Below are 13340 nucleotides of genomic sequence, written 5' to 3'. Positions count from 1 at the left end.
GGAGTGGGATATGCTGGCGGCCCGTGGGACTTCAGTCACGGGCAACCAAGTACGTCTTTGTCACCGGAGGCGTCGCCTCCTCTCTGGGTAAGGGACTCACGGCTTCCAGCCTCGGTCAGCTCCTTACCGCGCGCGGGCTTCGCGTCACGATGCAGAAGCTCGACCCCTATCTCAACGTCGACCCCGGGACGATGAACCCGTTCCAGCACGGTGAGGTGTTCGTCACCGACGACGGCGCCGAGACCGACCTCGACATCGGCCACTACGAGCGGTTCCTCGACCGCGACCTCGACGGCAAGGCCAACGTCACCACCGGCCAGGTCTACTCCGAAGTGATCGCCAAGGAGCGCCGCGGCGAGTACCTCGGCGACACCGTGCAGGTCATCCCGCACATCACCGACGAGATCAAGGCCCGGATCACCGCGGCCGCCGGGCCGGACGAGACCGGCCAGTCGCCGGACGTCGTCATCACCGAGGTCGGCGGCACGGTCGGCGACATCGAGTCCCTGCCGTTCCTGGAGGCCTGCCGCCAGGTCCGCCACGACGTCGGCCGCGACCACTGCTTCTTCCTGCACGTCTCGCTGGTGCCGTACCTGGCGCCGTCGGGCGAGCTGAAGACGAAGCCGACCCAGCACTCGGTCGCCGCGCTGCGCAACATCGGTATCCAGCCGGACGCGCTGGTCTGCCGGGCCGACCGGGAGATCCCGGAGGACCTCAAGCGCAAGATCGGCCTGATGTGCGACGTGGACACCGAGGCCGTCATCGCCTGCCCGGACGCGCGGTCCATCTACGACATCCCGAAGGTGCTGCACGGCGAGGCGCTCGACGCCTACGTCGTCCGCCGCCTCGGGCTGCCGTTCCGCGACGTCGACTGGACGGTGTGGGGCGACCTGCTCGACCGCGTGCACAACCCGAGCGAGGTCGTGCGGATCGCCGTCGTCGGCAAGTACATCGACCTGCCGGACGCCTACCTCTCGGTCACCGAGGCCCTGCGTGCGGGCGGGTTCGCCCACCGCGCCAAGGTCGAGATCGTCTGGGTGGCCTCCGACGACGCGCAGACCGCGTCCGGCGCCGCGTCCGTGCTGTCCGATGTGGACGGTGTGCTGATCCCGGGCGGGTTCGGCATCCGCGGCATCGAGGGCAAGGTCGGCGCGATCGAGTACGCCCGCACCCGCGGCGTCCCGCTGCTCGGCCTGTGCCTCGGCCTGCAGTGCATGGTCATCGAGGCGGCCCGGCACCTGGCCGGCATCACCGACGCCGGCTCGTCGGAGTTCGACGAGAACACCAAGCACCCGGTGATCTCGACCATGGCCGACCAGCGCGACGTCGTCGCGGGCGAGCGGGACATGGGCGGCACCATGCGCTTGGGCGCGTACCCGGCGAAGCTCAAGCCGGGCTCGCAGGTCGCGAAGGCCTACGGCAGCACCGAGGTGTCCGAGCGGCACCGGCACCGCTACGAGGTCAACAACGCCTACCGCAAGCAGCTCTCGGACGCGGGCCTCGTGTTCTCGGGCACCTCGCCCGACGACCGCCTGGTCGAGTTCGTCGAGCTGCCCGCCGACCAGCACCCGTTCTTCGTCGGCACGCAGGCGCACCCCGAACTCAAGAGCCGCCCGACCCGGCCGCACCCGCTGTTCAGCGCGTTCGTCAAGGCCGTGGTGGACCGCAAGGTCGCCGAGCGCCTCCCGGTCGAGCTGCCCGAGGCCCCGGTGGCGGCCCGGTGACCGCGCCGGGCGAGCACGAGTTCAGCGTCGCGTCCAGCCGCGACGTCCACATCGGACGCGTCGTCGGCCTGCGCATCGACGACGTCGTGATGCCGGACGGCAACACCGCGGTCCGCGAGGTGATCGAGCACCTCGGCGCGGTGGCGATCGTCGCGCTGGACGACGAGCAGCAGGTCACGCTCATCCACCAGTACCGGCACCCGATCGGGCACCGGCTCTGGGAGCTGCCCGCCGGCCTGATCGACCACCTCGGCGAGGACCCGGTCGGGACGGCCAAGCGCGAGCTGGTCGAGGAGGCCGGCCTGGCCGCGGCGGACTGGGTGACCCTGGTCGACGTCGCGGCGTCGCCCGGGTTCACCGACGAGGTCGTCCGGGTCTTCCTGGCCCGCGGGCTGTCCGATGTGGACCGGGACGTGCTCGGCGAGGAGGAGGCGGACCTGGTCATCCGCAAGTTCCCGCTCGCCGAGGCGGTCCGGATGGCCCTGGCCGGCGAGCTGGTCAACGGCGCCACGGTGTCCGGTGTGCTGGCCGCGCACGCGGTCCTCACCGGCGCGGCGCCGGCCCGGCCGGCGGACGCGCCGTGGGAGGACCGCCCGACCGCGTTCGCCAAGCGCAAGGAAGCCTGAGCTGTCCCGCTGCGCCCCGCTCAGGGGCGCAGCGGGCGGCCTTCGGCGTCCGTCCCGCCGTTGACCAGCAGCACGATGCCGTCGATGATCGGCCAGAAGATGCCGACGCCGGTGCAGAAGGTGGCGAAGAGCTGGGCGATGCCCAGGCCGGTCTGGCCGGTGTAGAACCGGCCGACGCCGAAGGGCAGCACGATCTGCAGCACCCCGGCCACCGTCTTCGACCGGTGCGAGTACACCACGGGCGGCGGCCCGTAGGGCATCGGAAAGGGCATCGAGGGCGGCGCGTACACGTGCTGCGCCGGCATCGGCATCGGGCCCGGCGGCGGCCCGAAAAAGCCGGGGTGCGGGTGGGGGAGGTCGCGGAACAGCGGCCGCAGCTCGCCCAGCGTGGTCGCCGCGTAGGCGTCGGTCACCCGTGACTCGTACTCGTCCGGGGTGATGCGGCCCATGCCGAAGTGGTCGGCGAGCAGCCTCGCCGCCTCTTCCCGCTCGGCCGTGCCGATGCGGAGTTCCTCCGACCCCATGGGATCCACGGTAGCCGAACGGGGTTTCTGCCGGGTCACGAGCGCCCGGCGGCCTAAGGTGACGGCGTGGCAGCCCCGGGCAGCACGGACGGCGTGATCGCCGCGTACCTCGACCACCTGGTCGTCGAACGCGGGACCGCGCGCAACACCCTGGACAGCTACGCCCGCGACCTGCGCCGGTACGCCGCACACCTGGACGGCCTCGGCGTGGCGAAGATCGCCGACGTCACGTCCGCGCACGTCACCGCCTTCGGCGCCGCCCTCCGCGAGGGCGACGACGAGCACAAGCCGCTCGCCGCGTCTTCGGCCGCCCGCGCCCTGGTCGCCGTGCGGGGCCTGCACAAGTTCGCGCACGCCGAGGGCCTCACCGAGCACAACCCGGCCCGCGAGGTCCGGCCGCCGACACCGGCGAAGCGGCTGCCCAAAGCACTGCCGGTCGGCGACGTGCTGCGCCTGCTGGAGACGCCGCCGCCGGACGGCGAGCGCCCGCTGCGCGACCGGGCGCTGCTGGAGCTGCTCTACTCGACCGGGGCCCGGATCTCCGAGGCGGTCGGCCTGGACGTCGACGACGTCGACGACGGCGAGCGCACGGTGCTGCTCGACGGCAAGGGCGGCAAGCAGCGGCTGGTGCCGATCGGCCGTCCCGCGCTCGCCGCGCTGCACGCCTACACCGTCCGCGCCCGCCCGGCGCTCGCCGCGCACGGCCGCGGCACGGCGGCGCTGTTCCTCAACGCCCGCGGCAGCCGGCTGTCGCGGCAGAGCGCGTGGCAGGTCCTCAAGGACACCGCCGAGCGCGCGGGCATCACCGCCGCGGTGTCACCGCACACGCTCCGCCACTCCTTCGCCACGCACCTGCTCGAAGGCGGCGCGGACGTTCGGGTCGTCCAAGAACTCCTCGGCCACGCCTCGGTGACGACGACCCAGGTGTACACGCTGGTCACGGTCAACACCCTGCGCGAGGTGTACGCCACGGCGCACCCGCGGGCTTTGGGCTAGACGGCCCTATAAACGGCGAACAGCCTTCGTAGCCTGCACCGACGGTCGAGTGACATTGCCCCGTCGAGTCCGGCGCGTTGCTTTGCCGGGGCTCCGACTCCGGACATAGGCTGCGGCGGACGCGACGAACAAGGAGCCTTCTCGCCATGTCGACACCGAACCAGCCGGCCGTCCCGGCCGAGTCCGCCGGGTCGGCGGCGGCGAACCTCAGCCAGGTCACCATCGCGACACCCACCGACCACGACGGCGACGAAGCGGCCGAGCGCAACGGCAAGAAGGTGAAGCTCGAGGGCATCGGGCCGACCGGCCGCCCGATCCGCGAGCACCCCGATCCGGCGCCGCTGGAGAAGCACGGCCCGGCCAAGATCATGGCGATGTGCAACCAGAAGGGCGGCGTCGGCAAGACGACGTCGACCATCAACTTGGGTGCCGCCCTCGCCGAGTACGGGCGCAAGGTGCTGCTGGTCGACTTCGACCCGCAGGGCGCGCTCGCCGTCGGACTCGGCATCCAGCCGCACGAGCTGGACCAGACGGTCTACAACGCCATCATGGAGCGCTCGGTCAGCGCCACGGACGTGCTCATGAAAACCCGCGTCGACGGCGTTGACCTGCTGCCGAGCAACATCGACCTGTCCGCGGCGGAGGTCCAGCTCGTCGCCGAGGTAGGGCGCGAGCACACGTTGTTACGGGTCCTTCGTCCGGTCATGAACGACTACGACTATGTTCTTGTCGACTGCCAGCCCTCGCTCGGCCTGCTCACGGTGAACGCGCTGACCGCCGCGGACGGCGTGATCATCCCGCTGGAGTGCGAGTTCTTCAGTCTGCGAGGCGTCGCCCTCCTGATCGACACCATCGAGAAGGTGCAGGAACGCCTCAACCCCAAACTGGACATAGTCGGGATTCTCGCCACCATGTACGACCCGAGAACCCTGCATTCGAAGGAGGTCATGGCTCGCGTGGTGGAGGCATTCGGCGAGACCGTGTTCGACACGGTCATCAACCGCACCGTGCGGTTCCCCGAGACGACGGTCGCGGGTGAGCCGATCACGACCTGGGCGCCCAAGTCGGCCGGCGCGGCGGCGTACCGCCAGCTGGCCCGCGAGGTGATCGCTCGGTGAGCAGGCGCGCTTCCCTGCCCGGAGCGTCGGAACTCTTCAGGATCACCTCCAGTCCCGCCCTCGATCTCCCTCCCCAGGCCCCGCCCGCACCGGCCGAGCCCGCCGAGCAGCCCAAGCCCGCGGGCGACGGCCGCACCGACCAGCTCGCCCGCAGCGCGGCCCCGCACGGGTCCGGCCGGACCAAGCACGACGCGAAGATCACCGTGTACGTCTCCGGTGACGAGCTGGTCGCGATGGAGCAGGCCCGGCTGACGCTGCGCGCGAAGCACGACCTGGTCGTCGACCGGGGCCGGCTGGTCCGCGAGGCCGTGGCGGTGCTGCTGGCCGACTTCGACCAGCACGGCGACGAATCGGTGCTGGTGCAGCGGCTGCGGGTGGTCGGCTCAGACGGCGGCGAAACCGAGGGCTGATGGACGAGCCGGAACCGGCTCCGGAGGTCCCCGAAGAGCACCAGACCGTGCACGGCGGGATGATCCCCGAAGGCGTCGACACCGAAGAGCTGAGCACGTCGAAGTTCAAGGTGCGGCTGGCGAACTTCGAGGGCCCGTTCGACCTGCTGCTGCAGCTGATCTCGCAGCACCAGCTCGACGTCACCGAAGTGGCGTTGCACCGGGTCACCGACGACTTCATCGCGTACACGCGCGCGCTCGGCAGCGACTGGAACCTCGACGAGACGACGGAGTTCCTGGTCATCGCGGCCACGCTGCTGGACCTGAAGGCGGCGCGGCTGCTGCCGTCGGCCGAGGTGGAGAGCGAAGACGACCTCGCGCTGCTCGAAGCCCGTGACCTGCTGTTCGCGCGGATCCTGCAGTACCGCGCGTACAAGCAGGTGGCGGCGCTGTTCGGCGAGCTGGAGCAGAACGCGCTGCGGCGGTACCCGCGGTCGGTGGCGCTGGAGGAGCGGTTCGTCGGGCTGCTGCCCGAGGTGATGCTGGGCGTCACGCCGCAGAAGTTCGCCGACATCGCGGTGGCGGTGTTCCGGCCGAAGCCGCCGCCGACGGTCTCGATCGCCCACATCCACATGGGCCGGATCTCGGTGCGCGAGCACGCGGCGATCCTGCGGGTGATGCTGGCCGAGCGCGGGCAGGCGACGTTCGGCGAGCTGGTCGACGACTGCGAGCACACGGTGGAGATCGTGGCGCGCTTCCTGGCGCTGCTGGAGCTCTACCGCGAGGCGACGGTCCAGTTCGAGCAGAGCGAGGCACTGGCCGAGCTGCACGTCCGCTGGACGGGCGGCTCGAAGGAAGAAGCCTCCGCGGCGGCCGAGCTCGACCGCGCGTTCGGAGACGAAGAGGAGTACGGGTGAGCCCGGAGAACAACGAGCAGGCCGAGGCACCGGAGGTCCCGGCCGACGAGCCGGCAGCCGGGGTCGAAGCACCGGAGCCGGTGGAGCCGCCCGCGGGCGAGCCGGCGGAGGCCGCGGCGGAGCTGGCGCTCGACGAGGCCCTGTCCGGCGAGCCGGTGACCGAAGACGGCGAGCCGGTGGAGCCGCTGGTCGCGGAAGAGGCGGCGCCTGCCGATCCTGACCCCGCCGATCCGGAGTCCGACCTGGTCGCCGCCGGGGACTCCGACGCCATGCCGGACGTCACTTCCGACGAGGCCCTGGAGTCCGCCCTCGAGGCGCTCCTGCTCATCGTCGACTCCCCGGCGGGCGAAGAACTCCTGGCCGACACCCTCGGCCAGCCCAAGTCGCGGATCGTCGTCGCGCTGCGCACCATGGCGCAGAAGTTCACCGACCGGAACTCCGGGATCGACCTGCGGCGCGTCGGCGAAGGGTGGCGGTTCTACACTAGGGACGTCTACGCCCCGTTCGTGGAGAAGCTCCTGCTGGACGGCCAGCGGTCGAAGCTGACCAGGGCCGCGCTGGAGAGCCTCGCCGTGATCGCGTACCGGCAGCCGGTGACCCGCGCGCGGGTGGCCGCGGTGCGGGGCGTGAACGTGGACGGCGTGATCCGGACGCTGCTCGCGCGCGGCCTCATCGAAGAGATGGGGACCGATCCCGAGACGACCGGCACGCTGTACGTGACGACCGAGCTGTTCCTGGAGCGACTAGGGCTGTCGTCACTGAACGACCTGCCCCCGATCGCTCCGCTGCTACCCGAAGTGGACACCATCGATGACATCCAGTGAACACCCCGACGGCGTCCGGCTGCAGAAGGTGCTGTCGCAGGCCGGGGTCGCCTCCCGGCGCGCGGCGGAGGACCTGATCGTCGCCGGCCGGGTCGAGGTGGACGGCGAGGTCGTCACCGAGCTGGGCCGCCGCGTGCACCCCGACGAGGCGATCATCCACGTCGACGGCACCCGGGTGAACCTGCGTGACGACCTGATCTACCTCGCCCTGAACAAGCCCAAGGGCGTGCACTCGACGATGTCGGACGACCGCGGGCGCCCCTGCGTCGGCGACTACCTGCGCGGCCGCTACGAGGAGACCCCCGGCGTCGTGCACGTCGGACGGCTCGACGAGAACACCGAGGGCCTGCTGCTGCTGACCAACGACGGCGACCTCGGGCACCGGCTGATGCACCCGTCGTACCGGGTGCTCAAGACCTACCTCGCCGAGGTCGACGGCCTGGTGCCGCGCGGGCTCGGCAAGGAGCTGCGCAACGGCTGGGAGCTGCCGGACGGCATCGTCAAGGTCGACCAGTTCCGGGTCAAGGACATGCACTCCGGCAAGTCGCTGGTCGAGCTGGTGATCCACGAGGGCAAGAAGCACATCGTGCGCCGCCTGCTCAAGGACACCGGGCACCCGGTGCTCAAGCTGGTCCGCACCGCGGTCGGCGACGTCCAGCTCGGCAACCAGCGCGTCGGCTCGATCCGGCGGCTGACGAAGACCGAGGTCGGGGCGCTCTACCGCAACGTCGAACTCTGATATTCGGCCGTCACGAACCCGTCGAGTGTTTCGTCGCCCGGACGGTCGTACTCCGCGGCCAGGTCGGCGTGGGAGACGACGACCGGTTCCCAGCCGTGGCCGCGCAGCCACTCCGGCGCCGTACCGCCGAGGCCGCCGTGCCACAGCCGGGTGACGCGCTCGGCGCCCGGGGTCGCCTTGGCCCGGGCAAGCAGGCCGTCCCGCGTCTCGGCCGACCGGTGCTCGAACGACACCCGGCTGCCCGGCGCGGACAGCTCGGTCACGGTCGAGAGCATCGCTTCGGCGTCTTCGCGGGACAGGTAGACCAGGAGGCCCTCGGCCAGCCACGCGGTGGGAACGCTCGCGTCGAACCCGGCTGTCCGCAGGGCATCCGCCCAGTCGCCACGCAGATCGGCCGGGACCACGACGCGCTCGCACGACGGTTCGGCGCCTTGGGCGGCCAGCACCTCGTCCTTGAAGGCGAGGACCTCGGGCAGGTCGAGCTCGAACAACCGCACCCCCGGCGGCCAGGCGAGCCGGAAGGCGCGGGCGTCGAGGCCCGCGGCGAGCACCACGACCTGCGCGCACCCGGCGGCCAGCAGGTAGTCGTCGTAGAAGCGGGTGCGGATCGCCACCTGCCGGGCGAACAGCGCGCCGAGGCCGTCCTTAGGGGTCGCGCCCGGCGCCACCGGCAGGAGCGAGCTCCCCGCGGCGTGGAACGCGGCCGCGTACGGGTCGTCGAACAGGCGATCCGGGCGGCGGCTTTCGTACGCGCGCAGGGCGGCGACACCGACGGCGGTGACGCTCACGGCGGGCAGGGAGTCCGGCACGCTTCCCAACGTACGCCCGACTTTCCGCCGTGGTGGGGGCGTGCGGCGGCTCGCTAGCGTGACGGGCATGCGACTCGGGTGGTGTGCGGGGTCCTGGCGGTGCTCCTGGCCGGCGCGGTGGCGCCGGCGGCCGCGGCTCCCGCGGCGAGCGAACCGGTCTACGACTACGCGAAAGCGGTCCGCGAGACCGTCTGGGTCGACATCGGCCGTGACGGCGACGGTGACGGCAAGTCCGACCGCGTCGCCGCCGACATCATCCGGCCGGGTGAAGCGACGTCACGCGTTCCGGTGATCATGGACGCCAGCCCGTACTACTCGTGCTGCGGGCGCGGCAACGAGAGCGAGCTGAAGTCCTACGACAGCGCCGGGAAGCCGGTGAAGTTCCCGCTGTTCTACGACAACTACTTCGTCCCGCGCGGCTACGCCGTGGTGCTGGTCGACCTGGCCGGGACGAACCGGTCGGCGGGCTGCGCGGACGTCGGCGGCGCCTCGGACGTCGGCTCGGCGCGCAAGGTCGTCGACTGGCTGAACGGCCGCGCGACCGGCTACAGCGCGAAGACCGGCGGCACCGCGGTGACCGCGGGCTGGAGCACCGGCGACGTCGGGATGATCGGCAAGTCCTACGACGGCACGATCGCCAACGGCGTCGCCGCGACCGGCGTCGCGGGCCTCAAGACCATCGTCCCGATCTCGGCGATCAGCTCCTGGTACGACTACTACCGCTCCGACGGCGCGACCTTCGGCTTCAACCCGGACGGGCTCGCCCGCACGGTCGAGGCGCGCAACAGCGGGCAGGACTGCTCGGCGCAGAACCAGGCCCTCGCCACCGGCGCCACCGCGAACGGTGACTACGGGCCGCTGTGGGCGGACCGGGACTACGTCACCCGGGCGGGCAACGTGCGGGCGAGCGTGCTGCTGTCCCACGGCGTCAACGACCTCAACGTCAAGACCATCCACTTCGGACAGTGGTGGGCCGGGCTGAACGTCGAGAAGAAGATCTGGCTGTCGCAGACCGGGCACGTCGACCCGTTCGACTACCGGCGGACCGCCTGGGTGGACCTGCTGCACCGGTGGTTCGACCACTACCTGCTCGGCATCGACAACGGCGTCCAGAACGGCCCGCAGGCCAGCGTCGAGCGGCAGCCGGACCAGTGGGCGGACCAGAGCGCGTACCCGGCGGCGAACGCCTTGGCCACGACGCTGCGGCCGCACTCTTCCGGCACTCTCGGCACGTCGGCGGCCTCGGGTACGGCGTCGTTCACGGACAACCCGAGCCTGGGCGAGGACACCTGGGTGACCAACCCGGGCAGCGCGGCGCTGACCTACTCGACCGGGGCACTGGCCTCGGACGTGCAGGTCTCCGGGACTTCGTCGGTTACGGTGACGGCTACGCCGGGCACGTCCTCGGCACGGGTGTCGGCCCTGCTCGTGGACCTCGGCCCGGCGACGATCCGCAACTTCGCCGGCAGTGGCGAGGGGATCAAGACGGGGACCGCCGAGAACTGCTGGGGCTCGTCGACGTCCGGTGACGACGCCTGCTACCGGATCGCCTCGGCGGACGTGAAGAAGGTGAACTACACGATCCTCAGCCGGGGCTGGGCCGACCTGGCGAACTACGCGTCCCTGTCCCAGGAGCGGCCGTTGACGCCGGGGACGGCGTACACGATGACGTTCCGGCTGGCCTCGACGGACCACATCGTGCCCCGGGGCCACGCACTGGCCCTGATCATCGGCGGCACGGACGGCAGTTTCATCCGCGGACCGGCCCAGCCGGGCCGGGTGACGCTGGACCTGGCCAGGACATCGGTGTCGGTCCCGCTGGCGGGCGCGGTCCCGGCGGCGACGACCCATCCGGCCCCCGCCGGCGGCGAGCACGTGCCGTCGGCGGACCGGGCGGACCTGCGCTGATGCGGGCAGGCCGCACCCTGAAGCCTCACTTGCGTCGAACGAACCCGCCGCGCTCCAGGTATCGCTTGCCGCCGCCGTCGGGCCGGAACACCGTACCCGGTTCGGACGAGTCCGGGCCGTTGATGATCACGACCAGGCCGGTTTCCCGATCGAGGACCGCTTCGGCGTCGCGTCTGGGCCCGGACCGGTCCCACCAGTCCCGCCGCCCGGCGCGGGCGATGATCTCCCCGATGAGCTGCGTCGCCTCGCGCACGGTGCGGACCCCGGCCTCGGTGAGGTCTTGCCGGTGCTCGAGATCGTCCCAGGCGTGCTGCGCGAGGTCGTGGTAGACGTTCTGCTGGGCGTCGATGTCGCCGACGTCGGCCGGTTCGGGCTCGGTCCGCGGCCCGAGCTGGAAGTCCTCGACCTCCAGCCGGCCCAGCTCGTCCGCGGCCGCGCGGTGCACCGCGACGTCGGCGTCACGTAGCCGCTGCTCCAGTTCGTCCCAACCCCGGGTCAGCCCGGGGTTGCGCCCGCGCAGCTCGCGCAGGCGTTGCACCAGTGCCTCGTTCTCCCGAGTCGACTGCCCGGCCAACCGGACCGCATGCGAGACGGGCGCGGACGGTGCGCCGAGCGGGGAACGCGGGCCCGGGTCGGAAACCGGCTCTCGGCCGCCTGAGCCCGGCGCCCCGGCGGGAACGACGGGCCGCGGATCGGTCATCGGCGCTCCGTCATCCCGCCCAGGGGCATGCGCCGGTTCTTCGCTCACCGCCCTCACCACGAGGTAGGTGATCCCGGCGACGACCAGGACGGCGCCGATCACCACCAGCGCGGGCAATGCCAAAGCGGCCAGCCCGCCCCCGGCCGCGGCAGCGGCGGTGCCACCCGCTGCGGTGGTGCCGGCTGCCACCGTGCCGCCGGTCACCACGATGCCTTCGGCCACCAGTGCACCGCCCACGGTGACTGCGCCATCGGCGACGATCGCGCCTTCCACGACCACGGCCGTGCTGCTCGCCCCGGCCATGAGCGTGCCTTCGCCGAGCGCGGTCCCGGCCACCGACACGGCCCCTTCGGCCAGTGGTGCGCCTTGGGCCGCCGCCGCACCGACGCTGGAGAAAGTCAGCGGAGTCTCGCCGACGATCGGCGTCCAGGGGATGGACGTCAACGGTGGCGGCGGAACACCGGGCGCCACCGGAGTACCGACCACCTGCCGCTGCGCGGTCGTGCACCTGGCGATCAACCCGGTGGCGGCGTGGTTTCCGGCTGTCCTCTGCAAAGTCGCGAGGGTTTTCGGATCGAGGTGACCGCGGACCAGTGGCCGATCGTCCGTCGCAGTGCGGCCCGGTCCCGCCGAGGCAGAGCGTTCGTGCCGGGGCATCGCGATGTCGTGCTCAGGACTCATGCGCACCTCGCCACGGACTCTCGCAGCCGTTCGGGCCTACCTGCTCGACACTAGGCTCGGCAAAGCCCGGCTGGAACCCATGCCTGGAATCGCTCCCCCAAGAGCACGGAAATCCGCTCGAAAGTCTGCACTCACGGCGTTTCCCCCGGCATCCCGGCCGCGCTCCTGCAGGGCCGGGCGGACCTGCGTCAGTTCGCCTCCGCCGTGGCCGCCTTGGTGGCCGACTTCCGCTGCAGGACGCGGACGATCGGCTCGACCACCCTGGCCGCCGTCGGGCCGAGGATGGCCATCAGCAGGACGTACGCCGTGGCCAGTGCGGCCAGCTCGCCCGTCACCGCTCCCGCCGACACCGCCAAACCCGCGATCACGATCGAGAATTCACCCCGGGCGACCAGGGCCGCGCCGGCTCGGGCTCGGCCCATCTTGCCGATGCCCTGGCGGCGGGCCGCCCACCAGCCGGTGGCGACCTTCGTCAGCGTCGTCACCACCGCCAGCACGATCGCCCAGCCCAGCACCGGCGGGATCGACGCCGGGTTCGTGTTCAGGCCGAAGACCACGAAGAACACCGCGGCGAACAGGTCGCGCAACGGCTCGAGCATGTGCGTCGCGTTCTCCGCCGTCGAGCCCGAGATCGCGATGCCGAGCAGGAACGCGCCGACCGCGGCCGACACCTGCATCGCCGACGCCAGCCCGGCCACCAGCAGGGCCGCGCCGAGTACCTTGAGCAGGAACACCTCGCGGTCCGGGCTGTCGACCGCCGCGGAGACGTACCGGCCGAACTTCAGCGCGACCACCAGCACCACGGTGATCACCAGCAGCGAGATGCCGACGGCCTCCAGGCCGCCCAGCAGCGAGACGCCACCCAGCACCGCGGTGAGGATCGGCAGGTAGAGCGCCATCGCGAGGTCCTCGAAGACGAGGATCGACAGCACCACCGGCGTCTCGCGGTTGCCGAGCCTGCCCAGGTCGCCGAGGACCTTGGCGACGATCCCCGACGAGGAGATGTAGGTGACGCCCGCCATCACCATCGCGCCGATCGGGCCCCAGCCCAGCAGCAGCGCGACGGCCGCGCCCGGGGCGGCGTTGAGGACGATGTCGAGCAGGCCGGCCGTCCAGGACCGGCGCAGGCCGGTGAACAGCTCGGCGGCGGAGTACTCCAAGCCCAGCAGCAACAGCAGCAGCACCACGCCGATTTCGCTGGCCAGGTGGGTGAAGCCGCCGATGTCGGTCAGCGGGATCAGGCCGCCGGAGCCGAAGCAGAGGCCGCCGAGCAGGTAGAGCGGGATGGGGGAGAGGCCGATCTTGCCGGCCAGGCGCCCGAGCGCGCCCAGCACGAAGAAGACCGCCCCCAGTTCGATCAGGGACAGCGCGGTGTGGTCCATCGT

General features: G+C 71.7%; 13 protein-coding genes. 9 read left to right on the top strand and 4 right to left on the bottom strand.

The features are described 5' to 3' along the window. Positions 1 to 23: 23 nt before the first annotated feature. Positions 24 to 1724: a CTP synthase gene (locus HUT10_RS12035; protein WP_176171276.1), complete on the top strand. Its 1701-nt coding sequence runs from the start codon at positions 24 to 26 to the stop codon at positions 1722 to 1724. Beyond that, positions 1721 to 2350 (top strand): NUDIX hydrolase, encoded by a 630-nt coding sequence (locus tag HUT10_RS12030; RefSeq protein WP_176171275.1) that lies wholly within the window; start codon positions 1721 to 1723, stop codon positions 2348 to 2350. The genes HUT10_RS12035 and HUT10_RS12030 overlap by 4 nt, the downstream gene beginning before the upstream one ends. Before the next feature lie 20 nt (positions 2351 to 2370). Here the strand turns inward: HUT10_RS12030 and HUT10_RS12025 are convergent, their stop codons facing one another. Continuing rightward, positions 2371 to 2874, bottom strand: coding sequence for a DUF1707 domain-containing protein (locus HUT10_RS12025; RefSeq protein ID WP_176171274.1), 504 nt, complete (start codon positions 2872 to 2874; stop codon positions 2371 to 2373). Positions 2875 to 2967: 93 nt separating this feature from the next. Between HUT10_RS12025 and xerD the strand changes: the two genes are divergently transcribed. The 6 genes from xerD (at position 2968) to HUT10_RS11995 (ending at position 7857) form a co-directional block, all read left to right on the top strand. Continuing rightward, complete coding sequence (gene xerD, locus HUT10_RS12020) at positions 2968 to 3870, top strand: site-specific tyrosine recombinase XerD (protein WP_176177790.1); 903 nt, start codon at positions 2968 to 2970, stop codon at positions 3868 to 3870. 146 nt (positions 3871 to 4016) lie between these two features. Then, on the top strand, positions 4017 to 4988 hold the full coding sequence (locus HUT10_RS12015) for a ParA family protein (protein WP_176171273.1): 972 nt from the start codon (positions 4017 to 4019) through the stop codon (positions 4986 to 4988). After that, positions 4985 to 5398, top strand: coding sequence for a cobyrinic acid a,c-diamide synthase (locus HUT10_RS12010; RefSeq protein ID WP_176171272.1), 414 nt, complete (start codon positions 4985 to 4987; stop codon positions 5396 to 5398). The genes HUT10_RS12015 and HUT10_RS12010 overlap by 4 nt, the downstream gene beginning before the upstream one ends. Further along, positions 5398 to 6294, top strand: a complete 897-nt coding sequence (locus HUT10_RS12005; protein WP_176171271.1) for a ScpA family protein — start codon at positions 5398 to 5400, stop codon at positions 6292 to 6294. Before HUT10_RS12010 ends, HUT10_RS12005 begins: the two co-directional genes overlap by 1 nt. After that, on the top strand, positions 6291 to 7118 hold the full coding sequence (gene scpB, locus HUT10_RS12000; RefSeq protein WP_176171270.1) for an SMC-Scp complex subunit ScpB: 828 nt from the start codon (positions 6291 to 6293) through the stop codon (positions 7116 to 7118). Before HUT10_RS12005 ends, scpB begins: the two co-directional genes overlap by 4 nt. Further along, complete coding sequence (locus HUT10_RS11995) at positions 7105 to 7857, top strand: pseudouridine synthase (protein ID WP_176171269.1); 753 nt, start codon at positions 7105 to 7107, stop codon at positions 7855 to 7857. The genes scpB and HUT10_RS11995 overlap by 14 nt, the downstream gene beginning before the upstream one ends. Here the strand turns inward: HUT10_RS11995 and HUT10_RS11990 are convergent. Then, positions 7836 to 8666: an SAM-dependent methyltransferase gene (locus HUT10_RS11990; RefSeq protein WP_217709591.1), complete on the bottom strand. Its 831-nt coding sequence runs from the start codon at positions 8664 to 8666 to the stop codon at positions 7836 to 7838. The two genes, HUT10_RS11995 and HUT10_RS11990, sit on opposite strands and share 22 nt — an antisense overlap. Before the next feature lie 78 nt (positions 8667 to 8744). Between HUT10_RS11990 and HUT10_RS11985 the strand changes: the two genes are divergently transcribed. Next, a complete protein-coding gene (locus HUT10_RS11985) occupies positions 8745 to 10574 on the top strand; it encodes a Xaa-Pro dipeptidyl-peptidase (protein WP_176171267.1) in 1830 nt (609 codons plus the stop codon). A 25-nt stretch (positions 10575 to 10599) separates the two neighbouring features. Here the strand turns inward: HUT10_RS11985 and HUT10_RS11980 are convergent, their stop codons facing one another. After that, entirely contained in the window at positions 10600 to 11718 is a 1119-nt protein-coding gene (locus HUT10_RS11980; protein WP_176171266.1) for a hypothetical protein, read from the bottom strand. A gap of 425 nt (positions 11719 to 12143) precedes the next feature. Beyond that, positions 12144 to 13337, bottom strand: a complete 1194-nt coding sequence (locus HUT10_RS11975) for a cation:proton antiporter (RefSeq protein WP_176171265.1) — start codon at positions 13335 to 13337, stop codon at positions 12144 to 12146. Positions 13338 to 13340: the final 3 nt, after the last annotated feature.

The organism is Amycolatopsis sp. Hca4 (assembly GCF_013364075.1).
Lineage (GTDB): Bacteria > Actinomycetota > Actinomycetes > Mycobacteriales > Pseudonocardiaceae > Amycolatopsis.
This window is presented reverse-complemented; position numbering and strand designations above follow the sequence as displayed.

Bases quoted from the DNA above. Each gene is read 5' to 3' on its own strand.
- HUT10_RS11975 (WP_176171265.1), bottom strand. From the start codon at position 13,337: ATGGACCACACCGCGCTGTCCCTGATCGAACTGGGGGCGGTCTTCTTC.
- HUT10_RS11995 (WP_176171269.1), top strand. From the start codon at position 7,105: ATGACATCCAGTGAACACCCCGACGGCGTCCGGCTGCAGAAGGTGCTG.
- HUT10_RS12025 (WP_176171274.1), bottom strand. From the start codon at position 2,874: ATGGGGTCGGAGGAACTCCGCATCGGCACGGCCGAGCGGGAAGAGGCG.
- HUT10_RS12005 (WP_176171271.1), top strand. From the start codon at position 5,398: ATGGACGAGCCGGAACCGGCTCCGGAGGTCCCCGAAGAGCACCAGACC.
- HUT10_RS12015 (WP_176171273.1), top strand. From the start codon at position 4,017: ATGTCGACACCGAACCAGCCGGCCGTCCCGGCCGAGTCCGCCGGGTCG.